Source organism: uncultured Nocardioides sp. (genome assembly GCF_947488025.1).
Taxonomy (GTDB): Bacteria; Actinomycetota; Actinomycetes; order Propionibacteriales; family Nocardioidaceae; genus Nocardioides.
On sequence record NZ_CANKYS010000002.1, the window covers coordinates 598,358 to 620,874 of the forward strand.

The 22,517-nt window shown below is 70.7% G+C and carries 21 protein-coding genes and 2 tRNA genes; 5 read left to right on the forward strand and 18 right to left on the reverse strand.

What is annotated here, in order from left to right; genetic code table 11:
* Positions 1 to 31: 31 nt before the first annotated feature.
* The 5 genes from Q1B24_RS06240 to Q1B24_RS06260 form a co-directional block, all read right to left on the reverse strand.
* Positions 32 to 949, reverse strand: coding sequence for a hypothetical protein (locus tag Q1B24_RS06240; RefSeq protein ID WP_299924872.1), 918 nt, complete (start codon positions 947 to 949; stop codon positions 32 to 34).
* A gap of 121 nt (positions 950 to 1,070) precedes the next feature.
* Positions 1,071 to 2,351, reverse strand: coding sequence for an ATP-dependent Clp protease ATP-binding subunit ClpX (clpX, locus tag Q1B24_RS06245; protein ID WP_299924875.1), 1,281 nt, complete (start codon positions 2,349 to 2,351; stop codon positions 1,071 to 1,073).
* Positions 2,352 to 2,520: 169 nt separating this feature from the next.
* Entirely contained in the window at positions 2,521 to 3,129 is a 609-nt protein-coding gene (locus Q1B24_RS06250) for an ATP-dependent Clp protease proteolytic subunit (protein WP_056908602.1), read from the reverse strand.
* Between the two features lie 5 nt (positions 3,130 to 3,134).
* A complete protein-coding gene (locus Q1B24_RS06255) occupies positions 3,135 to 3,722 on the reverse strand; it encodes an ATP-dependent Clp protease proteolytic subunit (protein ID WP_299925124.1) in 588 nt (195 codons plus the stop codon).
* A 136-nt stretch (positions 3,723 to 3,858) separates the two neighbouring features.
* Positions 3,859 to 4,284 (reverse strand): MarR family winged helix-turn-helix transcriptional regulator, encoded by a 426-nt coding sequence (locus Q1B24_RS06260; protein WP_299924881.1) that lies wholly within the window; start codon positions 4,282 to 4,284, stop codon positions 3,859 to 3,861.
* Between the two features lie 24 nt (positions 4,285 to 4,308).
* Here Q1B24_RS06260 and Q1B24_RS06265 point away from each other — a divergent pair, with 24 nt between their 5' ends.
* Entirely contained in the window at positions 4,309 to 5,487 is a 1,179-nt protein-coding gene (locus Q1B24_RS06265; protein ID WP_299924884.1) for a phosphotransferase, read from the forward strand.
* Positions 5,488 to 5,542: 55 nt separating this feature from the next.
* On the opposite strand, the gene tig is transcribed toward Q1B24_RS06265, so the two are convergent.
* The 6 genes from tig to Q1B24_RS06295 form a co-directional block, all read right to left on the reverse strand.
* Entirely contained in the window at positions 5,543 to 6,952 is a 1,410-nt protein-coding gene (gene tig / locus Q1B24_RS06270) for a trigger factor (RefSeq protein ID WP_299924887.1), read from the reverse strand.
* Positions 6,953 to 7,132: 180 nt separating this feature from the next.
* A tRNA-Pro gene (locus Q1B24_RS06275) sits at positions 7,133 to 7,205 on the reverse strand.
* A 45-nt stretch (positions 7,206 to 7,250) separates the two neighbouring features.
* A tRNA-Gly gene (locus Q1B24_RS06280) sits at positions 7,251 to 7,324 on the reverse strand.
* 97 nt (positions 7,325 to 7,421) lie between these two features.
* Positions 7,422 to 8,477 carry a PP2C family protein-serine/threonine phosphatase gene (locus Q1B24_RS06285; RefSeq protein ID WP_299924890.1) on the reverse strand — a complete coding sequence of 352 codons (1,056 nt, stop codon included), beginning with the start codon at positions 8,475 to 8,477 and terminating at the stop codon, positions 7,422 to 7,424.
* The gene (locus tag Q1B24_RS06290) at positions 8,474 to 9,376 is read right to left on the reverse strand and encodes a DNA-formamidopyrimidine glycosylase family protein (protein WP_299924893.1); all 903 of its coding nucleotides are present in this window, start codon (positions 9,374 to 9,376) and stop codon (positions 8,474 to 8,476) included. Before Q1B24_RS06290 ends, Q1B24_RS06285 begins: the two co-directional genes overlap by 4 nt.
* Positions 9,369 to 9,902 (reverse strand): ribose-5-phosphate isomerase, encoded by a 534-nt coding sequence (locus Q1B24_RS06295; RefSeq protein WP_299924896.1) that lies wholly within the window; start codon positions 9,900 to 9,902, stop codon positions 9,369 to 9,371. Before Q1B24_RS06295 ends, Q1B24_RS06290 begins: the two co-directional genes overlap by 8 nt.
* Before the next feature lie 180 nt (positions 9,903 to 10,082).
* Between Q1B24_RS06295 and Q1B24_RS06300 the strand changes: the two genes are divergently transcribed.
* A complete protein-coding gene (locus Q1B24_RS06300; RefSeq protein ID WP_299924899.1) occupies positions 10,083 to 11,423 on the forward strand; it encodes an HNH endonuclease signature motif containing protein in 1,341 nt (446 codons plus the stop codon).
* Here Q1B24_RS06300 and Q1B24_RS06305 read toward each other — a convergent pair.
* Complete coding sequence (locus Q1B24_RS06305) at positions 11,405 to 11,854, reverse strand: GtrA family protein (RefSeq protein ID WP_299924902.1); 450 nt, start codon at positions 11,852 to 11,854, stop codon at positions 11,405 to 11,407. The two genes, Q1B24_RS06300 and Q1B24_RS06305, sit on opposite strands and share 19 nt — an antisense overlap.
* A gap of 71 nt (positions 11,855 to 11,925) precedes the next feature.
* Complete coding sequence (locus Q1B24_RS06310; RefSeq protein WP_299924905.1) at positions 11,926 to 12,561, reverse strand: isochorismatase family protein; 636 nt, start codon at positions 12,559 to 12,561, stop codon at positions 11,926 to 11,928.
* A 124-nt stretch (positions 12,562 to 12,685) separates the two neighbouring features.
* Between Q1B24_RS06310 and Q1B24_RS06315 the strand changes: the two genes are divergently transcribed.
* Complete coding sequence (locus Q1B24_RS06315) at positions 12,686 to 13,633, forward strand: helix-turn-helix domain-containing protein (RefSeq protein WP_299924908.1); 948 nt, start codon at positions 12,686 to 12,688, stop codon at positions 13,631 to 13,633.
* A gap of 42 nt (positions 13,634 to 13,675) precedes the next feature.
* Here the strand turns inward: Q1B24_RS06315 and Q1B24_RS06320 are convergent, their stop codons facing one another.
* Genes Q1B24_RS06320 through metG form a run of 4 tightly spaced genes read right to left on the reverse strand, consistent with a single transcriptional unit; the run spans position 13,676 to position 17,614 of the window.
* Positions 13,676 to 14,551 (reverse strand): alpha/beta hydrolase, encoded by an 876-nt coding sequence (locus tag Q1B24_RS06320; protein ID WP_299925127.1) that lies wholly within the window; start codon positions 14,549 to 14,551, stop codon positions 13,676 to 13,678.
* The gene (locus Q1B24_RS06325; RefSeq protein ID WP_299924911.1) at positions 14,551 to 15,192 is read right to left on the reverse strand and encodes an NAD(P)-binding domain-containing protein; all 642 of its coding nucleotides are present in this window, start codon (positions 15,190 to 15,192) and stop codon (positions 14,551 to 14,553) included. Before Q1B24_RS06325 ends, Q1B24_RS06320 begins: the two co-directional genes overlap by 1 nt.
* A gap of 50 nt (positions 15,193 to 15,242) precedes the next feature.
* Entirely contained in the window at positions 15,243 to 15,824 is a 582-nt protein-coding gene (locus tag Q1B24_RS06330; RefSeq protein WP_299924914.1) for a hypothetical protein, read from the reverse strand.
* Positions 15,821 to 17,614, reverse strand: coding sequence for a methionine--tRNA ligase (metG, locus tag Q1B24_RS06335; protein ID WP_299924916.1), 1,794 nt, complete (start codon positions 17,612 to 17,614; stop codon positions 15,821 to 15,823). The genes Q1B24_RS06330 and metG overlap by 4 nt, the downstream gene beginning before the upstream one ends.
* A 100-nt stretch (positions 17,615 to 17,714) precedes the next feature.
* Between metG and Q1B24_RS06340 the strand changes: the two genes are divergently transcribed.
* Positions 17,715 to 19,292 (forward strand): cation:proton antiporter, encoded by a 1,578-nt coding sequence (locus tag Q1B24_RS06340; RefSeq protein WP_299924919.1) that lies wholly within the window; start codon positions 17,715 to 17,717, stop codon positions 19,290 to 19,292.
* Here Q1B24_RS06340 and Q1B24_RS06345 read toward each other — a convergent pair.
* The gene (locus tag Q1B24_RS06345) at positions 19,285 to 19,884 is read right to left on the reverse strand and encodes a DsbA family protein (protein ID WP_299924922.1); all 600 of its coding nucleotides are present in this window, start codon (positions 19,882 to 19,884) and stop codon (positions 19,285 to 19,287) included. The genes Q1B24_RS06340 and Q1B24_RS06345 overlap by 8 nt on opposite strands.
* 60 nt (positions 19,885 to 19,944) lie before the next feature.
* On the opposite strand from Q1B24_RS06345, the gene pepN reads away from it, so the two are divergent.
* Complete coding sequence (pepN, locus tag Q1B24_RS06350; protein WP_299924925.1) at positions 19,945 to 22,515, forward strand: aminopeptidase N; 2,571 nt, start codon at positions 19,945 to 19,947, stop codon at positions 22,513 to 22,515.
* Positions 22,516 to 22,517: the final 2 nt, after the last annotated feature.

The window sequence follows — 22,517 nt, forward strand, 5'->3', positions numbered from 1 at the left end:
GCAGGTGAGGGGGTTCGTTGCGTGAGGGTCGTCAGCCCCTCCCGTGGCCGTTGCCGTGGCCGTTCCCGTTGGTCTGGGCCGCCTGCTGCGCGGCCTGGGCTGCTGCTCGCTCTGCCTCGCGCTGGGCCTTCGCAGCGTCACGCTCGGCCGCACGCTGGGCCTTCTCGGCCTCCCGCTCCGCGGCACGCTGAGCCTTCTCAGCCTCCCGCTCCGCGGCACGCTGAGCCTTCGCAGCCTCGCGCTCGGCCGCACGCTGGGCCTTCGCAGCCTCGCGCTCGGCCGCACGCTGAGCCTTCGCAGCCTCCCGCTCCGCGGCACGCTGAGCCTTCGCGGCCTCCCGCTCCGCGGCACGCTGGGCCGCACGCTGGGCCTTCTCGGCCTCCCGCTCCGCCGCACGCTGAGCCTTCGCGGCCTCCCGCTCCGCGGCACGCTGGGCCGCACGCTGGGCCTTCTCGGCCTCCCGCTCGGCATCGCGGTCCGCCTTCTCGGCCTCCCGCTCGGCGTCGCGGTCCGCCTTCACAGCCTCCCGCTGGGCCTTCTCAGCCTCCCGCTGGGCCTTCTCGGCCTCCCGCTCCGCGTCGCGGTCCGCCGATTCGGAGCTGTCGTCGGAGCCGGCGGCGTCGGAGTCGTTCGGAGAGCTGCTGCTGGCGCCGGCGGCGTCGGAGGTCTCCGAGCCCGTGGCGCGGGACGTCTTCTCGGCGGCGGCAGCGACGACCGCTTCCAGCGGCTGGGCGCTCAGCTCGGCCGGGATGGCGACGGGAGCCTGCGGAGCGGCGGCCTCGGCGGGTGGGTCGACCGGGGTCCGCTCGACGGGCGCGGCGATGGGCTTGCCCGGGTGGACGAGGTCGCTGAGGCCGAACCCGCGCTCGACCGAGACCGACATCAGGACGGCACAGAGCACAGCGACGAGCGCGAAGCCGACGAGCGGTCGCTTCTGGTCAACCCCCACGGGGTCCCCTTCCCACATGCAGACGAGACGCCAGTCTCTCCGGACCATGACGCGTGTCCCGCGTCGATGGCCCGGAATAGCCCGAAATGACTAGACCGCCATGGTCATGTCGGGCCAGGGGTCAGGCGGACTTCTTCTTGCGGCCCTCGGCCTCGCGGAGGATGAGGGTCGGAGCGACGTCGTCCTCGACGACCTCGCGGGTCACGATCACCTTGGCGACGTCGCCGCGCGAGGGGACGTCGTACATCACGTAGAGGAGGACCTCCTCGATGATCGCCCGCAGGCCGCGGGCGCCGGTGCCACGCTCGAGGGCCGCGTCGGCGATCGAGTCGATCGCCTCGTCGGTGAACTCGAGCTCGACGCCGTCGAGGTCGAAGAGCTTCTGGTACTGCTTGACGAGCGCGTTGCGCGGCTCGGTGAGGATCTGCACGAGCGCCTCGCGGTCGAGCTTGCTCACGCTGGCGATCAGCGGCAGGCGACCGATGAACTCGGGGATCAGGCCGAACTTGGTGAGGTCCTCGGGACGGACCTGCGCCAGCAGGTCGTCGGCCTCGCGCTCGGCGGCGCCACGCACCTCCGCGGTGAAGCCCAGCGACTTCTTGCCCACGCGCTGCTCGATGATCTGCTCGAGGCCCGCGAACGCGCCACCCACGATGAAGAGGATGTTGGTGGTGTCGATCTGGATGAACTCCTGGTGGGGGTGCTTGCGACCACCCTGCGGAGGGACCGACGCGGTGGTGCCCTCCAGCATCTTGAGCAGCGCCTGCTGCACGCCCTCGCCGGACACGTCGCGCGTGATCGAGGGGTTCTCCGCCTTGCGGGCCACCTTGTCGATCTCGTCGATGTAGATGATGCCCGTCTCGGCCTTCTTGACGTCGTAGTCGGCGGCCTGGATGAGCTTGAGGAGGATGTTCTCCACGTCCTCGCCGACGTAGCCGGCCTCGGTGAGCGCCGTGGCGTCGGCGATCGCGAACGGGACGTTGAGCATCCGGGCGAGGGTCTGCGCGAGATAGGTCTTGCCGCAGCCGGTCGGCCCGATCACCAGGATGTTGGACTTGGCGACCTCGACGACGTCGTCCTTGGCCTTGCCGCTGACGGGCTGCAGCCCGGCCTGGACCCGCTTGTAGTGGTTGTAGACCGCGACGGCGAGGGACTTCTTGGCGTGCTCCTGGCCGATCACGTAGGAGTTGAGGAACTCGAAGATCTCACGAGGCTTCGGCAGCTCCTCGAGGCTCACCTCGGCGCCCTCGGCGAGCTCCTCCTCGATGATCTCGTTGCAGAGCTCGATGCACTCGTCGCAGATGTAGACGTTGGGGCCCGCGATGAGCTTCTTGACCTGCTTCTGGCTCTTGCCACAGAAGTTGCACTTGAGCAGGTCGCCTCCGTCACCGATACGTGCCACGAGTCGTGTCCTCCAGTCTCGCCGGATGGGGGCTCCGGCACTCCACACCTTGCACAGCGCTGCTTACCAACGGGCCGTACGACGGTACCCCGCGCCGGCCCCGGACGGGGGCCGGACACGAGATGTCGCCGACCATCATTTCGAGTCTCTGCTCAGCCTCGGCCCACCCTCAGGCGAGGGCCGGGGCACCCTTGCGGGACTCGATGACCGCGTCGATCAGGCCGTACTCCACGGCCTGCTCGGCGGTCAGGATCTTGTCGCGCTCGATGTCGCGGCTGACCTGCTCGATGTCCTTGCCGCTGGACTCGGCGATCATCTTCTCCAGCAGCTCGCGCATGCGGAGGATCTCGTTGGCCTGGATCTCGATGTCCGAGGTCTGGCCGAACGTGCCCTCGGTGTAGGGCTGGTGGATCAGGATGCGGCTGTTGGGGAGCGCCATCCGCTTGCCCTTGGCTCCGGCACCCAGCAGGATCGCCGCCGCCGAGGCCGCCTGGCCCAGGCACACGGTCTGCACGTCGGGCTTGATGAACTTCATCGTGTCGTAGATCGCCGTCAGCGCCGTGAACGAGCCACCGGGGCTGTTGATGTAGATGCTGATGTCGGTGTCGGGGTTCATCGTCTCCAGGCACATCAGCTGGGCGATGACCGCGTTGGCCACGTCGTCGCTGATCGGCGTGCCGAGGTAGATGATGCGCTCCTCGAACAGCTTGGCGTAGGGGTCGATCCGGCGGAAGCCGTAGGAGGTGCGCTCTTCCCACTGCGGGATGTAGTAGTTCATGGGGTTCAGTCCTTGGTCCGGGCCGGGCGGCCCTCGTCGGCGGCTTCGCGGGCACTGGTGATGACCTGGTCGACGAGGCCGTAGTCGACGGCCTGGTCGGCGGTGAACCACCGGTCACGGTCGGCGTCGGCCACGACCTGCTCGACGCTCTGGCCGGTGTGCTCGGCGATGAGGTCGAGCAGCACCTTCTTGATGTGCAGCGACTGCTGGGCCTGGATCTTGATGTCGGAGGCCGAGCCACCCATGCCCGAGGAGGGCTGGTGCATCATGATCCGGGCGTGGGGCAGGGCGTAGCGCTTGCCCTTGGTGCCGGCGCAGAGCAGGAACTGGCCCATCGAGGCCGCCAGGCCCATGCCCACGGTCGCCACGTCGTTGGGGATGTAGTTCATCGTGTCGTAGATCGCCATGCCGGCGTCGACCGAGCCGCCGGGGCTGTTGATGTGGAGGAAGATGTCGGCCTCCGGGTCCTCCGCGGAGAGCAGGAGGAGCTGCGCGCAGATCGCGTTGGCGTTCTGGTCGCGCACCTCCGAGCCGAGGAAGACGATGCGCTCACGGAGGAGGCGCTGGTAGATGTGGTCGTCGAGGCCATACATCCCACCGGCGCCGTTCATCTCGGGCGAGAGGGCTGGGCTGGAGTTCTGGTTCACGCTGGCGACACTAGCCGGAAGGACGGACACTTCCACGCGCTGACCCACCCTGTTCGCCCACAGCGGATTCAGCGCCGCACGCTCACCCGAGCGCGACCTCCTCCAGCACCTCGCGGAAGACCCGCCACCGCTCGGGGCCCACCTGCGCGGCCCACGCCTCGTCGCACGCCCTCAGCACGGCGGCCGAGCGAGCGAGGGCGTCACGGCCGGCGTCGGTGATGCGTACGACGCGGGCGCGGGCGTCGTGGTCGGCGACGGCCACGTCCACCATGCCGAGCGCCTCGAGCTGGCGGACGAACTGGCCGCACCCCTGGGTGGTCATCTCGGCGCACTCGGCCAGCTCGCTGATCGTCATCCCCTCCTGCGGCAGCCACTCCAGCACGCGCAGCTGGGAGGGCCGCAGCTCGGGCGCCTCGGCGGCCAGCCGCTCGCGCAGCCGCCCGAAGACCATCCCCATCAGCATGGGCAGGTGCGGACGGGCCGCAGGAAGCCTCTTGACGCCAGTCATGAAAGCAACTTACCTTCTATGACCATGAAAGCAACTTTCACGCCTTCCTCCGGGGTGGACCGGCGTGAGGTGCTCGGCGCCGACGACGTCACCGACGCCGAGCTCGAGGCGATGGTCGCCGACCTGTGGGGCGTGCCGACGGTGCGGCTGCGCGACTCCACGGCCGAGCCCGTCGCCTACGACGTCCCCTCGATCCTCACCGGCGCACGCACGTGGGTGCGCGGCCACGCCGACACCGGTGAGGACTCGGGCGCCGCTGCTCGGGAGTTCACGCTGTTCGTCAAGCGGGTGCACAGCTGGCGCCACTCCCCCGCCTTCGCCGGCGTACCTCCCGAGATCGGCGAGTGGGCGGCCGCCTCGCTCCCGTGGCGCGCCGAACCGCTGGTCTACGCCTCCGACCTGTGCGAGCGGCTCCCCGAGGGGCTGACGATGCCGCGCGGGCTGCGGGTCGAGGAGCGTCCCGACGAGACCGCGACGATCTGGATGGAGGCCGTCGCCGCCGACGACGTGGCCTGGGACTCCGACGACAGCGTCCGCGCTGCGCGCCTGCTGGGACGGCTCTCCGCCAGCCGCGCGGTCGCGGACCTCGCCGCGATCGACCCGCAGCCCTGGCACGTCGAGAGCTTCGTCGCCGGCCGACTGGCCTACACCGTGCTCCCCGGCCTGCACGACGACGCCACGTGGCGCCACCCCGCCGTCGCCGCGCACTTCGGCGACGTCCGCGACGGACTCCTGGCGGCAGCACGCCACCTCGACGTGCTCGCGCAGGAGTTCGCCTCCTCCCGCCACCTCGCCTCCCACGGCGACGCCTGCCCCAACAACCTGCTGCGCCGCGCGGACGATGTGGGATTCACGCTGATCGACTTCGGCTTCTGGCGACCCCAGCCGGTCGGCTTCGACCTGGCCCAGCTGCTGGTCGGTGACATCCAGATCGGACGGCAGGATGCCGACGACCTGCCCGAGCGTGCCGCCGCGTGCGTGGCGTCGTACGCCGCCGGGCTCGCCGACGAGGGCCTCGACGTCTCGCTGGCGGAGGTGCGACGTGGCCACGCAGTCAGCCTGGTGCTGTTCAACGGCCTGCCGAGCCTGCCGCTCGAGCGGCTCGACGACCCCGACGAGGCCGCGCTGGACCACTGGTCGCGGCAGCGCGCCGCGATCGCCCGCTACTCCCTCGACGTCCTGGCCAGCACCGAGCCCGGGTAGACGACGACCGGCGCCCACCCCGGGAGGGTGGACGCCGGTCGAGGAGCGGAGCCGGTCAGGCCTCGTCGGACTCGTCGGCGCTCTCGTCCGTGCTCGTCTCGGTGCTCGTCTCGGTGCTCTCCGCGACGGGCTCCGCGCCGATGGTGCCGTCGGGGCGGAGGTTCTTGAGCTCGACCACGTTGCCCGAGGCGTCCTTGACGGTCGCCGCCTCGACGATCGTGGCCAGCGCCTTGCCGCGCAGGATCTCCTGCACCAGCTCGGGGATGTGGTTGTGCTCGAACATGTGGTTCGCGAACTCCTGCGGGTCCTGCCCGGACTGCTGGGCGCGGCGCACGAGGTGCTCGGAGAGCTCGGCCTGGTCGATGCCGAACTCCTCCTTCTTGGCGATCTTGTCGAGGATGAACTGGGCGGCTACGGCGTCGCGGACCCGACGCTCGAGGTCGGCCTCGAACTCGTCCTGGGTCTGGCCCTCGTCCTCGAGGTACTTCTCCATGGTGATGCCGGCGAAGCCGAGCTGCTGCTCGACGTTCTGGCGACGGGCGTTGAGCTCGTCGGTGACCATCACCTCGGGGAGCGGGATGGAGACCTTCTCCAGCAGGGCCTCGAGGACCGCGTCACGGGCGGCGGCGGCCTGCTCGAGGCGCTTGCCGCGACCCAGGCGCTCGCGCACGTCGGCGGTGAGCTCCTCGGCGGTGTCGAACTCGGAGGCGAGCTGCGCGAACTCGTCGTCGTACTCCGGCAGCTGCTGCTCCTGCACGGCCGTGACCTTGACGGTCACCTGGACGGGCTCGCCGACCAGGTCGCCGCCGGCGAGCTCGGAGTCGAACGTCGCGTCGTCACCGGCGGAGAGGCCGACGAGGGCCTCGTCGAGGCCGTCGATCATGCCGCCGCGGCCGACCTTGTAGGACATGCCGGTGACCTCGCCGCCCTCGACGGTCTCTCCGCCCTTGGCAGCGACCAGGTCGATGGTGACGAAGTCGCCGTCGGCGGCCGCGCGCTCGACCGGGACGAGGGTGCCGAAGCGCTCACGCAGGGCCTCGACCTGCTCGTCGACGTCGGCGTCGCTGATCTCGACGTCGTCGACGCTGGCCTCGAGGCCGTCGTAGGAGGGCAGCTCGAAGTCGGGCTTGACGTCGACCTCGGCAGTGAACTCGAGGGACTCGTTGTCCTCGAACTTCGTCACCTCGATCTCCGGCTGGGCCAGCGGCTCGAGGTCGTGCTCCTGCAGGGCGGCCATGTACTGCTGCGGGACGACGGCGTTGATCGCCTCGTCGAGGACCGGGCCGCGGCCGACCTGGCGGTCGATGACCGCCGGCGGGACCTTGCCCCGGCGGAAGCCCGGGACGTTGATCTGCTTCGCGATCTTCTGGTACGCCGCGTCGAGGCTCGGCTTGAGCTCCTCGAAGGGCACCTCGACGGTCAGCTTGGCCCGGGTGGGGCTCAAGGTCTCGACGGCGCTCTTCACAAATGTCTCCTGATGCTGAAGGTCTGTGGGTGGACCACACGGGGAAAGTGCGGCAGCGCCCGGACAGGGAGCCCGGCGGCCGCAAACCTCGCCAGTCTATCGACGGCGCGCGCACAGGCCGAATCACGCCCGGAGGACCCCTCCACCGCGTGACGGGTGGGGTTGGAGTCGGCTGGTGGGTCGGGGCGACAGGACTCGAACCTGCGGTCTCCTGCTCCCAAAGCAGGCGCGCTAGCCACTACGCTACGCCCCGCCAAACGGGCCCGACGAGCTCCGGACGGAGACGTCACAGCCTGCTTGGAGCGGATGACGGGAATCGAACCCGCGTAGCCAGTTTGGAAGACTGGGGCTCTACCATTGAGCTACATCCGCGTGCATGCCGACGACGTGGTCCCGCCGGTGCGGGTGTCATGGTGCCACACCCGCGAACGCGCGCTCCAACCCGGCTCCAACCCGACTCCAACCCGACTCAGCGCCGGTGCACCAGGAGCAGCGCGCGGTCGTCGTTGCGCGACCCGAGCGCCTCGACGAGGCGCGTGGCGCCGCCCTCGAACTCGCCCCGCAGCAGCCGCTCGGCCTGGCCGAGCATCCGGTCGATGCCGAGCGCGATGTCACGGTTGCGGGTCTCGACCATGCCGTCGGTGTAGAGCAGCAGGGCGTCACCGCGGCGCATCTCCCCCGAGACCGCGGGGAAGCTCGCCCCGTCGATGAGGCCCAGGATCGGCCCCTCCGAGTCCAGCACCTCCCAGCGCCCGGACCCGGCGTGGCGCAGGGCCGCTGGGGGGTGGCCGGCGCTGCGGATGTCGTAGTGGCCGGTCGTCAGGTCGAGCGAGAGGTGGATCGCGGTGGCGAACCCCTCGTCCCAGTCCTGCTGGAGCAGGAACCGGTTGGCGCCGTCGAGGAACTCACTGGGCGGCAGGGCGCTCAGCAGCCCGCCCAGGGCGCCGCACAGCAGCAGGGCGCGGGTGCCGGCGCCCTGACCCTTGCCGGAGACGTCGACGACGGCCACCTCGAGGCGGCCCTCGACCCGCGAGGCGACGACGAAGTCACCGGCGAACGGGGTGCCGCCGGCCGACCTCAGCTCGCTGGCGGCGTACCACTCCGCGGGCAGGTCGGGGATGCCTCCCTGGCGCAGGATCCGGTCGCGCAGGTCGACGAACATCATCTCGCCCTGGATGCCCGCCACGCCGAGGCGCGTCCGGCGGAACGACGACAGCAGCACCACGAACCCGAGGCCGAAGATGATGGCCACGGTGAGCGCGACCCGGAGGTCGATCTCCTCCTGGGTCGGCACGACCAGCGCCAGCACGAGCAGCACGAACACCACGAACCACGGCAGCTGCCGGGGACCGAGCACCAGGCTCGAGAGGACCAGCGGGACGAGCAGGCTGACGAGCGGCACGCTCGGGTCCAGCAACCAGATGGCGAGGCCGATGAGCACCGTCGCCGAGACGAGCAGGACGAGGGTCCGCGAGCCGCGCGGGACGAGCCGGTTGGCGGCGGCGTTGAGCGATGGAGAACTCATCCCCGAGCCCCTCCTGCTCTCCCGGTCTCCTTGGTGGCAGATCGTACGGCCCGGGAGCGGAACTTCGGTTGGCATCGGGGACACCAGAACGTGTTGCGTCCGACGAGCTCGCCGGTGCGCACGGTCGAGCCGCACACCAGGCACGGCTGCGACGTACGACGGTAGACGTAGACCTCGCCCCCGTGGTCGTCCTTGCGAGGCCGGCGTCCCATCGCCTCGGGCGTGTGCTCGGGACGCACCGTGTCGATCCGGCCGGTGCGCACGCCCTCGGTCATGAGCTCGACGAGGTCGGCCCACATCGCCCGCCACTGACCGCTGCGCAGGGTGTTGCCGGGGCGCAGCGGGTGGATGCGGTGCCGGAAGAGCACCTCGGCGCGGTAGACGTTGCCGACCCCCGCCAGCACCTTCTGGTCCATCAGCAGGTCGCCGATCGCCCGCGGGCTCGCCGAGATGCGGCGCCAGGCCCGGTCGGGGTCGGCGTCGGGGCGCAGCGGGTCGGGACCGAGCCGGCCCAGGATCTCGGCGCGCCGCCCGGCGCCGACGAGGTCGCAGACGATCGCGCCGCGCAGGTCGGCGTACGCCGTCGGACGCGCGTCGTCCGGGCCGTCCAGCGTGACCAGGCGCAACCGCACCGCCCCCACCGGAGCGGGCACCGCGGCGGCGCTCGCGTGCACGTCGAATTGACCGATCAGGCCGAGGTGGACGTGGACGAAGCGCTCCCCCTCGAGCTCGAGGAACAGGTGCTTCCCGGCGGAGTCGGCACCGACCACGCGCGACCCGTCGAGCTGCTCGGCGTCGGCGGCGAAGCGGCCCTGCGGCGACGACACCCGGACCCTCCGGCCCGCGAAGGCGGCGCTGAGGTCGTCGGCCAGCTTGCGAAGGGTGTGTCCCTCAGGCATCCGCGTCGTCGGGGGACGCCTCGGAGCCGGGACCGCGCAGGGCAGACTCCGGCAGCGGAGGCAGCTCGCCCGACTCGTCGTAGGTGGTGAGCTGGCCGATGCGGCGCACGTGGCGCTCGTCCTCGGAGAAGGGCGTGGTCAGGAAGACCTCGACGAACCGGGTCATGTCGTCCACCGGGTGCATTCGGCCGCCGACCGAGACGACGTTGGCGTCGTTGTGCTCGCGGGCCAGCGTCGCCGTCTCCTCCGACCAGGCCAGGGCGCACCGGATGCCCTCGACCTTGTTGGCCGCGATCTGCTCGCCGTTGCCGGAGCCACCGATCACGACACCCAGGCTGTCGAGGCCCTCGGCGCGGTCGGCCGCGACCCCCTCGGCCGCCCGGAGGCAGAAGCAGGGGTAGTCGTCGAGGGCGTCGTAGACGAACGGACCGTGGTCGACGGCCTCGTAGCCGTGGTCCACCAGCCAGGTCATCAGGTGGTCCTTCAGCTCGAGGCCGGCGTGGTCGGAGCCCAGGTGAACGCGCATGGGGAGGAGTTTGGCAGAGCCGGCCCGTGAGGATCGAGGCGGATGACCGTGGGCTGTGGACACACCCGAGGCGCGGGCGTCGTCCAGGTGCCCGGCGCATCCACGATCACGCTCCCGCTGTTGACCTCTGACTCCTACCGCGGGATACTCGAACACACGTTCGATCGCTCGGAGGGTTCGATGTCAGGTGGAGCAGAGGAGCAGGTGTGGCAGGCAGACGACCTGCACGCGCTGGCTGACCTCCTTGCCGACCTGGCGCCCGCCACGCTGGGCCCTGACCTGCTCGACCAGCTCGAAGGCCTCGAGCTGATCAAGTCCGCAGCCGCGGCCGCCGAGGCGATCGTGGCGGCCACCTTCGCCGATGCCGCCGACAGCGAGGACGTACCGGTCGGCGGCCGGCGTACGCCCCCGCGCGCGATGTCGGTCGGCGCCGAGGTGGCGCTCGCCACCCTGGCCAGTCCCTACGCCGGCGAGCAGCGGGTGCTGCTGTCCCGCCGCCTGCGTGACCACCTCCCGCTGACGCTGGCAGCGCTGCGTCGGGGCGAGCTCACCGAGGACCGGGCGTTCACTGTCGCGCGCGAAGTCGCCCACCTCGCCCCCGAGCAGCGCCTGCGCGTCGACGACGACCTGGCACCACGACTGGCCGGTCTCGGCGACATCCGTCTCCGCGACGCCGTGCGTCGGTCCTGCCTCACCCACGCCGCCGAGTCCGAGACCCGGCGTTGCCGGCGGGCACGCGCCGACCGGCGGGTCACCTCGCGCCGTCTCGACGACGGCACCGGCCAGCTCGTCGCCACCCTCCCCCTCGAGGTCCTGGCCGCGGTCCGCGCAGCCCTCGACAACGCAGCCGCGACCGCGCGAGCCGAGGGCGACGACCGCACCGCCGGCCAGGTCCGCGCCGACACCCTCGCCGCGCGGATCACCGGCGACCAGAGCGTGACCGAGGCCGTCGCGGTCCGCGTCAACCTCGTCATCGGAGTCGAGTCACTGTTCGGCGACGGCACCGAGCCCGGTCAGGTCACGGGAGCCGGACACCTCCCTGCCGCCCTGTGCATCGACCTGGTCCGCCGCGCCAGCAACGTCGCGAAGGCCACCCTCCGGCGGCTCTTCGTCGCGCCCGCCGATCGGGCGCTGGTCGCGATGGAGTCGACGAGCCGCCGCTTCGACGGCCTGCTTGCCGAGTTCCTCGATCTCCGCGACGGCGGCACGTGCCGCACCCCCGGCTGCAGCGCCGCCATCCGCCACCACGACCACGTCACCCCCGCTGCCGACGACGGCCCGACCGCCGCGCACAACGGCCAGGGCCTCTGCGAGCGCTGCAACTACGTCAAGGAGTCCCCTGGGTGGACCTCCTGGGTCGCCGACCCGGGAGACGCCCACCTCCACCAGGTCCACGGCGTCACCGAGCACCTCCGCATCACCCGCTCCACCTCACCACCACTCCCGGGAGGCCCCGCGGGTTCCGTCGGCTACTCGCCCTACGAGCTCCGGCTCGCCAGCAACTACACCCTGGCCTCGTAGTCCGGTCGGCCGATCATCGCCACACGAAATACGAAGAACCGCACCAACCCGGTGCCCAGGTTCGCGGCGATGAGGACGACCACCTCCTGCGGGCGCGACGGCTGGGCGACAAGGGTGTCGAGCAGCCACAAGGAGCCTGCCGTCACGGCCAGGCTGAAGCCCAGGAGCGCGAGCCCGAGCGCCTGGTGCTGCACAGTCCGGTCCGTGCCACGGACCCCGAAGGTGACGTAGCGATGCCCGAACGTTCCAGCGATCGTCGACAGGATGAGCGCGAGAGCGTTCGCGGGCTGCGCGCTGAGGTGCTCGCGGAGGACGAGGTAGAGCAGTCCGTAGAGCACGTTGAAGGCAGCGCCCACGCTCGCAAAGACGACCAGCTGCACGAAGACCGGCCGTCGACGCGCCGTCGCGCCGGTCAGGACCTCAGCGCTCACCCGTGGCACCGACACTCATGAGGTGCGTGACACGGCATGGCGGACATCCTGCCCGAGTGCGAAGCCGTTCGTCAGCCGGCGAAGGCGGCGCGACCCTGCATGGCGGAGGTGCCGAGGTCGGACTTCACCAGGGCCTGACCGCTCTCGACGGCGTCGATCCAGGCGTCGGTGGTGGCGACGGCGGCGAAGTTGGACTGGAGCAGCACGAGCAGCGTGTCGTGCAGCTGCTCGGCCGACACCTTGCCGGCCTCGTTGGCGAGGTGGATGGCACCGGTGGCGTCGGACAGGACCTCAGCCGCCAGCCCGAGCTCCTCGGCCGCGGCGGCCGTGGCGATGTCGCAGTTGTTGGTCATGAAGCCGACGATCGTGATCGTGTCCACTCCCTGCGCGGCGAGCCAGGCGGCGACGTCGGTGCCGGCGAACACGCTGGACTTGTCCTTGGTGACGCGCTTGTGCCCGGGCTGGACGCGGCTGGCGATGTCGGGGTGCAGCTCCCAGCTGGGCGAGCCCTCGGCGAACACGGGGGCACCCTCGGGCAGCTGGTGCTGGACGACGACGACAGGCAGGTCCCGAGCCGCCGCGAGGTCCATGACGCGCGTGACGTTGGTCAGCGAGGCCTCACGGTCCGGGTGCTGGACCTGAAGGATGCCGTCGACGTACTCCTGCTGGACGTCGACGACGATGAGGGCGCGGCGGGGGGTGGTCATGGCGGGTCTGCCTCCTGGTGCTCGGGTCGGCGCCGCTCGTCGGCGCCTGTCCTCCCAGCCTCGCCGGCGAGCCGGGGGTAGCGTGAGTGGCACAGAAGACGCCTTTCGATGAGATCAGGACAGCATGCGCATCGCCGTGCACGCCTTCGACGGCATCACGATGTTCCACCTCTCCGTGCCGCTGCTCGTCTTCGGCGAGGTCACCCGGCAGGGCCTCGCCGACGGCTGGAGGGTGCAGGTGTGGACCGAGGACGGCCACGGCGTCCGGACCGTGGAGGGCCTGCGGGTCGACGACGTCAACGGTCCCGACGTCCTCGAGGAGGCGGACCTGGTGGTGTTCCCGTCGTGGCACACCGACTTCCGCCCGACCTCCGACGAGCTGTCCCGGCTGGTGGCACGGGCACACCAGCGCGGGGCACGTGTGGTCGGCCTGTGCCTCGGCGCGTTCCCTGTCGTCGACAGCGGCGTGGTGGGCGAGCATACGGTCGTCACCCACTGGGCCGCCGCCTCCTCGTTGGAGGACCGCCGGGCGTCGACCACCGTCGACGCGTCCTCGCTCTACCTCGACCACGGCGACGTGCTCACCTCGGCCGGAACGGCCTCGGCCATCGACGCGTGCCTGCACGTGGTGCGCGCCGAGCTGGGGTCTGCCGCGGCGACGACCGTCGCACGCCACCTCGTGGTCGCTCCCCACCGCGAGGGAGGGCAGGCGCAGTACGTCGAGCGTCCGATCCCCGGCCCGGAGAAGGGCGGCCAGCTCGGTCCGACGCTGGACTGGGCGTTGGCCAACCTCGACGCGGACCTCGGTGTCGAGGCACTTGCCGGGCGTGCCGGAATGAGCCGCCGCAACTTCAACCGACGCTTCCTCGAGGTCACCGGCGCCACGCCTGCGCGGTGGGTCCTTGCCCGCCGGCTCGACCGGGCGCGCGGACTCCTGGAGAACACCGACTGGTCGATCGAGCGCGTCGCTCGCGAGTGCGGTTTCGCCAGCACGGTCACCTTCAGGCAGAACTTCGCGTCCGCCTTCTCCACGACGCCCACGTCGTACCGCAAGCGGTTCGAGACCTCCTGATCGTCCATCGGACCGCAGCCATGATCGCCGGAGGCGACAGGCTCAGGCAGTCGTGAGGTGCTGGTCGAGCCAGCCAGCGACCTGGCGTACCAGCGGCTCGGAGGCGGTGAAGGTCGCGTGCCGCCAGAAGCCGTGGGTCTGGCCGAGGCAGCGGATGCCGACGACCTCGACGCCCGCCTCCGCGATCCGCCGGGCGAGCTCCTCCCCCTCGTCTCGGAGCGGGTCGGCCTCCGCCGTGGCGACGAAGGTCGGCGGCAGGGTGTGCAGGCGCGCGGAGAGCAGCGGGGCGAGGTCGGGGTCGTCGTAGTCGGCCTCGGTGCGGGCGTACTGCTCCCAGTACCAGGTCGCCTCCGCAGGGTCGAAGCCCGACGCGGCCCCCAGCTCCCAGGACGGGAAGGCGGTGCGCGGGTCGAGGAAGGGATATATCAGCGCGACCGCGGCGAAGAAGCCCGGGTTGCGCAGGGCGGCGACGACGGCGAGGTTGGCGCCCGCCGAGTCGCCGTGGGCGGCGTACGGCCCGGGCGGGCCCTCACGGCGCAGCCAGCCGACGACGGTGTCGAGGTCGTCGGGCGCAGCGGGGAACGGGTGCTCGGGCGGCTGGCGGTAGTCGACGCTCAGCACCGCCCGGCGGCCGCGGTTGGCCATGCGCCGGGAGATGCCGTCGTGGACGTCGATGTCGTTGAGCACGAACCCACCACCGTGGGCGTGGACGACCAGCCCCGGGAGCGGGTCGGCCGGCACGTAGAGCCGGCAGCGGACCCCGTCGGCATCGACGTCCTCGACGGAGGCGACGTCCTCCCGCGGCTGGCGGAGGTTGACGCGTCGTACGTCCTCGCGGTGGGCGGCGAGGTCGAAGCCGGGCGCGCCGAGGTCGACGCCGGCGTCGGCCTCGACGGCCGCGCGGACCTCGGGGTACATCACGACGGACGCACGATCTTGAGGTTGAAGTCCGCGGTCCCGAGGGCGCCCATCAGCCGCAGCCACAGCGGCAGCCACATCTCCGTCCCCCGCGCGGTCTCGATCCCGCCGAGGTCGATCACGTCGCGGTGGCCGAGCTCGTTGAGCAGGCCGGTGACGAGCCGCTTCGCGTCGTCGTCGTCCCCGCTGACGAACACGCTGGTCGGCTCGGGCAGGCGGTCGGGGTGGACCATCAGCTCGGCCGTCAGCGTGTTGAGCGACTTGACCACGCGGGTGTCGGGGAACGCCCGCTGCAGCTGCTCGGCCAGGGAGTCGGTGTCCTTCACCACGAGGGTCGGTGGGAAACCGGCGGAGAAGTCGAGCGGGTTGGAGACGTCGAGGAGGACGGCTCCGGCCAGGTCGCCGGCATGCGTGAGCAGGTCGAGCGCAGCGGCGCCGTTGCCGGCGTGCACGACGAGGTCAGCCCCGGCGGTGGCCTCGGCGAACGTCATGAGCGGGACGCCCGGCAGGTCGGTCCACCCGTCGCGGGCGCGGGTGGCCGAGGGGTCGCGGGTGCCGAGGCGTACGCCGTGCCCGAGCTCCGCCAGTCGCGGGGCGATCGTGCGACCCACCATCCCGGTGCCGAGGACTGCGACCTGCATGACGACCTCCTGGGGGTGCGGGACGAGACGGGTCGGGTCAGGTGGGTGGGTCAGCGCGCCATCAGCGCGTCGAGGGCGACGGCCACGGCGGCTGCCACCCGGAAGTCCACACGCTGGTCGGGCACGGTGACGCGGTAGCGGTCGCCGAGGGACATCTTGCGCTCGACGGAGAAGAGCGGGCTGCCCGTCGGGTCGACGAAGTCGAAGTGGATCGGGATGAAGTCGAGCTCGGTGAAACGGCGCAGCAGCCCGGCCACCTGGTTGCGCTCGCGCCCGGTGCCGGTGAAGCCCGGGCCCTCGACGTGGAAGGTGGAGCGCATCAGCGAGGCGCCGAAGTCCTTCTTGAAGTAGCCGATCTGCGCGCCGGACTCGTCGGTGATGTCGTAGCCGGCGTTGAGGTCGAGCTTCTTGCGGGCCTTGAAGCCGAAGACCGCACGCTGCTTGCCGGCGTCGGCGAAGAAGGTGACCTGCTCCTTGAACGCCATCCGCTTCTGCTCGGCGAGCGCCATCAGCCGGGTCGGGGTGCCGGACTCGTCGGACTCCGAGACCTCGTAGCGGTTGACCATCAAGGTGAGCTTCTGCTTCACCACGAAGTGCGGCAGGTACATCTCGGCAGCCGTCTCGGCACTCATCGCGAGAGCTCCTCCTCGACGACCGACGGGTCGAGCTTGGTGAAGACGGGCGTCGGCTTGTCGACCTTGGCCCCGACGACGACCGGTCGCGACTCCCAGGACGGCGTCGAGGTGTAGTCGCCGGTGATGACCGCGTACGAGGTGTGGCCGGCGCCGTTGCCGGGCTCGAGCTCCTCGACCTGCTCGATCCGCGGCATCGGCATGAGCTCGCCTTCGCCGCCGAGCACCGCGTGCACCTTGTTGGCCGAGTGCGGCAGGAACGGTGAGAGGAGCGTGTTGCAGTCGCTCACGCACTGGGCCGCGACGTGCAGGACGGTGCCGAGACGCTCACGCTGCGAGTCGTCCTTCATCTTGTAGGGCTCGGTGACGGTGAGGTACTTGTTGACCTCGCCCACCACCCGCATCGCCTCGGCGATCGCGGCCCGCAGGCGGTGCTTCTCCACCAGGCCGCCGACGGTCGCGAAGCCGTCACGCACGGTCGCGAGCACCTGCTCGTCGACGTCCTCCAGGGGTCCGGCCGCCGGGATCTCGCCGAAGTTCTTGGCGATCATCGTCGCGGTGCGGTTGACCAGGTTGCCCCAGCCCGCGACGAGCTCGGAGTTGTTGCGGGTGACGAAGTCGGCCCAGGTGAAGGCGGCGTCGGACGTCTCGGGCCCGGCGGCACAGATGTAGTAGCGCAGCGGGTCGGGGCCGTAGCGGGCGAGGAAGTCACCGACGTAGATGACGTTGCCGCGGCTGGTGGAGAACTGGGTGTCGCCGAAGGTGAGGAACTCGCTGGAGACCACCTCGGTCGGCAGGTTGAGCGTGCCGTAGGCACCGGGCTCGCCGCCCCGGTCGCCCTCGCCGTTGTAGGCGAGCAGCTCGGCCGGCCAGATCTGGGAGTGGAAGACGATGTTGTCCTTGCCCATGAAGTAGTAGGTCAGGGCATCCGGGTCGTTCCACCACTCGCGCCACTTCTCGGGCTGACCCAGACGGCGGGACCACTCGATCGAGGCGGAGAGGTAGCCGATGACCGCGTCGAACCAGACGTAGAGCCGCTTGGTCGGCTGGTCCTCCCAGCCCGGGACCGGGATGCCCCAGTCGATGTCGCGGGTCATCGCCCGCGGCCGGATCTCCTTGAGGATGTTCTGGCTGAACTTGATGACGTTGGGGCGCCACAGGCCGGTCGCCTCGCGCTGGTCGAGCCACTCCCCCAGGGCGCCCGCGAGCGCCGGCAGGTCGAGGAACCAGTGCTGCGTGTCCTTGAACTCCGGCGTCTCCCCGTTGATCTTCGAACGCGGGTCGATCAGGTCGGTCGGGTCGAGCTGGTTGCCGCAGTTGTCGCACTGGTCACCGCGCGCTGCGGCGTACTTGCAGATGGGGCACGTCCCCTCGATGTAGCGGTCGGGGAGGGTGCGGCCCGTGGAGGGACTGATCGCCGTCTTCGTCGTCTGCTCGACCATGTAGCCGTTGCGGCGGCAGGTCTCGAACATCTCCTGCACCACCGCGTAGTGGTTGCCGGTGGTGGTGCGGGTGAAGAGGTCGTAGGAGAGGCCGAGGCCGCACAGGTCGTCGACGATCACCTGGTTGTACTTGTCGACCAGCTCGCGGGCGGGCACGCCCTCGTTGTCGGCCAGCACCAGGATCGGCGTGCCGTGCTCGTCGGTGCCGCTGACCATCAGGACGTCGTGCCCCGCCATCCGCATGAACCGGCTGAACACGTCGGAGGGCACGCCGAAACCGGCGACGTGGCCGATGTGGCGCGGGCCGTTGGTGTACGGCCAGGCGACGGCAGACAGGACACGAGTCATGGGCGCAAGCCTAGTGACCGGTCGCGACCCGGTTTCGAGCCGGTACGACCCGGGTCGGCCGACGGCCTAGGGTGGCGCCGACCCGACGGTGGGAGGTGACGTGTCGATCGACCTGGTGCTCATGCTGTCCCTGGCCGTCGGCGGCGGCCTGCTGGCCCACGCGGTGCGGCTGCCGCCGATGGTCGGCTTCCTGGCGGCGGGCTTCGCCCTGGCCGCCATGGGTGTCGACGGCACGCCCGCTCTGGATGCGGTGGCGGACGTCGGCGTGATGCTGCTGCTGTTCGCCATCGGCCTCAAGCTGGACGTCCGGGTGCTCGGCCGACGCGAGGTGCTGGGTGTCAGCCTGGTGCACGCCCTCCTGAGCACCGTGCTGGCGCTGACCGTGCTGGCGGCCGCAGGCGCCGTCGGCGTCGGCCTGCTCGCGGGGGCGGAGCGCACCGACCTGGTCCTCGTGGCCGTGGCCCTGTCGTTCTCCAGCACGGTGGTCGCAGTGAAGCTGCTGGAGGAGCAGAACGCCACACGCTCGCTCCACGGGCGCACCACGATCGGGATCCTGGTGGTGCAGGACCTCGTCGCGGTCGTCCTCATGGCAGCCGTCGGCGGCGAGGCACCGCACTGGTGGGCGCCCGCCCTGCTCCTCCTCGTGCCTGCCTCGTGGCCGGCGCGGCGGCTGCTGACCCGGCTCGAGCACGGCGAGCTGCTTGCCCTCGTCGGGGTGACGCTCGCGGTGGTCCCCGGCTACGCCCTCTTCGATGCGGCCGGCCTCGAGGGCGACGTGGGCGCCCTGGCGATCGGGTTACTGCTGGCCTCGTCCCCGCGCGCCGAGGAGCTGGCCAAGTCCATCTTCTCGGTCAAGGAGCTTCTCCTCGTCGCGTTCTTCCTGTCCGTCGGCCTGCACGGCGCCCCCGACCCCTCCAGCATCGTGCTCGCCCTGGCGCTGGTGGCGCTGGTCCCCCTCAAGACGGTCCTGTACGCGGTGCTGCTGCGCGCCTCCGGCTTCCGGATGCGCACCGCGACCCGCTCGGCCCTCTCCCTCGCCAGCCTCTCCGAGTTCGCGCTCATCGTCGTCGTGGCGGGCGTCGGCGCGGCCAACCTCGAGCCCGACTGGCTGGTCGTGATCTCGACCGCGGTCGCCATCAGCTTCGTCGTCACGACCGTGGCGAGCGCCGCCGTCGACCGCGTGTCGTCCGAGGTGTCCGGACGGGTGCCGGATCCCGTCCGGCTCCATCCCGAGGAACGACCCGTCGACCTCCGGCACGCCGACGCGCTCGTGCTCGGCATGGGGCGCCTCGGCCGAGCAGCGAGCCGGCGGCTCGTCGACGCGTACGGCCTGCGCGTCACCGGTGTCGACTCCGACGCAACGCGGGTGGACGACCTGCGCGCCGAAGGTCTTCACGTCGTCGAGGGGGACGCCACCGACCCCCTGTTCTGGGCACGCGTCAGGGACGAGGGCACCGTACGGCTCGTCGTCCTGGCGATGCCCTTCCACGGCAGCAACCTCGCGTCACTGGAGCAGCTGCAGCGCAGCGGCTTCGCCGGATCGGTCACGGCGGTGACGCGCTACGACGAGGAGATCGACGAGCTGGTGGAGCGCGCGGCCGTCGTCGGGCTGTACGACGCGGCGGGAGCGGAGCTGGCCGACCGTGCGGTGCGCACGGCCGACCCCGGGCTCAGCTGAAGTCGAGGTCTCCCGTGCGTGAGCGCTTCAGCTCGTAGAAGTAGGGGAACTTCGCGACGGCGACCGCACCGTCCCAGAGCTCACCGGCCTCCTCGCCGCGCGGGATCTTCGACAGCACCGGCCCGAAGAACGCCGAGCCGTTGATGTGGATGGTCGGCGTGCCGACGTCGTCTCCGACGGGGTCCATGCCTTCGTGGTGGCTCTTCGCCACGGCGTCGTCGAGGGACGCGTCGTCCCACGCCTCGATCAGGTCGGCGGGCAGGCCCACGTCGGCCAGCGAAGCGGCGATCGTCTCCTCCGACAGCTCCTCGCCGTTGTTGTGGCGGCGTGTGCCGATAGCGGTGTACCAGTCGCCGAGGGTCGCGTTGTCGTAGAGCTCGGCGATCTTGATCGCGACGCGCACCGGCTTCTCGGTGCCCTGGAGCATCTCGCGGTAGTCGGCGGGGATGTCCTTGTCCTTGTTGAGGTAGGCCAGAGACATCACGTGCCACTGCACGTCGATGTCGCGGACCTGCTCGACCTCGCGGATCCAGCGCGAGGTGATCCAGGCGAACGGGCAGAGCGGGTCGAACCAGAGGTCAGCAGTAGCCATGCCAGGCACAAGTGCCGCTCCAACTCTGGTATTCCACGACCTCGGTGGCAGGATGCCCGCATGCCTGGAACCAACCTCACCCGGGACGAGGCCGCCACCCGCGCCGCCCTCCTGGACGTCACGGCGTACACCGTCGACCTGGACCTGACGTCAGCCACCCAGCCGCAGGAGACCACCTTCGTCTCCACCACCACGCTCGAGTTCACCTGCCGCGAGCCTGGCGCGAGCACCTTCGCCGACCTGGTCGCCCCCAGCGTCCGCGAGATCACGCTCAACGGCCGCACCCTCGACCCCGCCACGGCGTACGCCGACAGCCGCATCGCGCTCGACGGCCTCGAGGCGACGAACACGCTCGTCGTGACCGCCGACTGCGCCTACTCCAACACCGGCGAGGGCCTGCACCGCTTCGTCGACCCGGCCGACGACAAGGTCTACCTCTACAGCCAGTTCGAGGTGCCCGACGCCCGCCGCGTCTTCACCACCTTCGAGCAGCCCGACCTCAAGGCCGTCTTCACCTTCAACGTCACCGCTCCCTCGCACTGGGTCGTGGTCTCCAACGCCGCGACGCCGGAGCCTGTCGAGGCCGAGCAGAGTGGCGCGTCGACCTGGCACTTCCCGACCACCAAGCGGATGTCGACCTACATCACCGCGATCGTCGCCGGTGAGTACCACGGCGAGTTCGACACCTACGAGGGCAAGTTCGGCACGATCCCCCTCGGCCACTACTGCCGCCAGTCGCTCAAGGAGCACATGGACACGGCCGAGCTGGTCAAGCTCACCAAGCAGAGCTTCGAGTGGTTCGAGGAGCAGTTCGACTACCCCTACCCGTTCGGCAAGTACGACCAGCTCTACGTCCCCGAGTACAACGCCGGCGCGATGGAGAACGCCGGCTGCGTGACGCTGCGCGACGAGTACCTCCCCCGCAGCCGCCAGCCGCGCTCGTTCTTCGAGTTCCGCGCCTCGGTGATCACCCACGAGATGGCCCACATGTGGTTCGGCGACCTGGTCACCATGAAGTGGTGGGACGACCTCTGGCTCAACGAGTCGTTCGCGGAGTGGGCCTGCTACTGGTGCGAGGCCAACGCCACCGAGTTCGACGACGCGTGGACCGGCTTCGCCAACGCTCGCAAGCAGACCGGCTACCGCGCCGACCAGCTGCCCTCGACCCACCCGATCGCGGCAGACAACGTCGACCTGCACGCGGTCGAGGTCAACTTCGACATGATCACCTACGCCAAGGGCGCCTCGGTGCTCAAGCAGCTCGTGGCGTGGGTCGGCATCGAGCCCTTCCTCGAGGGCCTGCGCGCCTACTTCAAGGAGTGGGAGTACGGCAACCCGGAGTTCAAGGACCTCCTCATGACCCTGGAGAAGTCCTCGGGCCGTGAGCTGCAGGGCTGGGCGCAGGAGTGGCTCCAGACGGCAGGCGTCAACACCCTCGCCCCGGCGTTCGAGCTCGACAGCGAGGGCGCGTACTCGTCGTTCTCCGTCGAGCAGTCGGCCCACGAGGACTGGCCGACCCTGCGTCGTCACCGCCTCGGCATCGGCCTCTACGACACGGTGTCCGACGGGAGCGGGAGCAGCCGGCTCGTGCGCCGCGACTACCTCGAGATCGACGTCGAGGGCCCGAGCACCGACGTGCCCGAGCTCGTCGGCGTGAAGCAGCCCGCGCTGCTGCTCCTCAACGACGAGGACCACGCCTACGCGAAGATCCGCCTCGACGAGCGGTCGCTGTCGACCGCGATCGAGTCGCTCTCCACCTTCGAGGACTCGCTGCCGCGGGCGCTCGTGTGGGGTGCCGCCTGGGACATGACCCGTGACGCCGAGATGCGCACCCGCGACTGGGCCGACCTGGTGCTCGCCAACATCGGCCAGGAGACCGACGCCTGGGCCGTGACCCGGATCCCGGCGTCCACCGCGCTCGCGATCAACTTCTACTCCGACCCCGCGCACCGCTCCGAGCTCAAGGCGACCTGGGAGAAGGGCCTGCGCGAGCTGCTGCTCGCCGCTGAGCCCGGCAGCGACCACCAGCTCACCTTCGCCCGGTCCTACGCTGGTGCCGCCCACAGCGACGCCGCGCTCGACGACCTCATCGGCCTGCTCGACGGGTCGTTCACGGTCGAGGGCCTCGCCATCGACCAGGACATGCGCTGGGTGCTGATCACGGCACTGGCCAAGCAGGGTCGTTTCGGCGACGCCGAGATCGACGCCGAGCTCGAGGTCGACAAGACCATCTCGGGCAAGGAGCAGGCGGCCGCCGCTCGCGCCGCCCAGCCGGCCGCGGAGGCCAAGGCCGCTGCGTGGGACGCGCTCCTCGACCCCTCGACGCCCAACGAGACGTCGCGCGAGATCGCGTTCTCGATCTTCCGCTTCGGCCAGGAGGACGTGCTGGAGCCCTACCTGGAGAAGTTCCTCGAGGCGTCGCAGACCCTCGTCGACACGCTGGGCTTCCACAAGGCCTCGACCATCCTGGAGTACGGCTTCCCCCGGCCGCTCGGCTCCGAGGCCACCCTCCGCCGCCTCGACGAGTGGCTCACCGACAGCACCGCGCCGATGCAGGCGCAGCGCTACGTCGGCGAGGCGCGCGCGGAGATCGCCCGCGCCCTGGCGGCGCAGCAGCACGACGCCCGCTGATC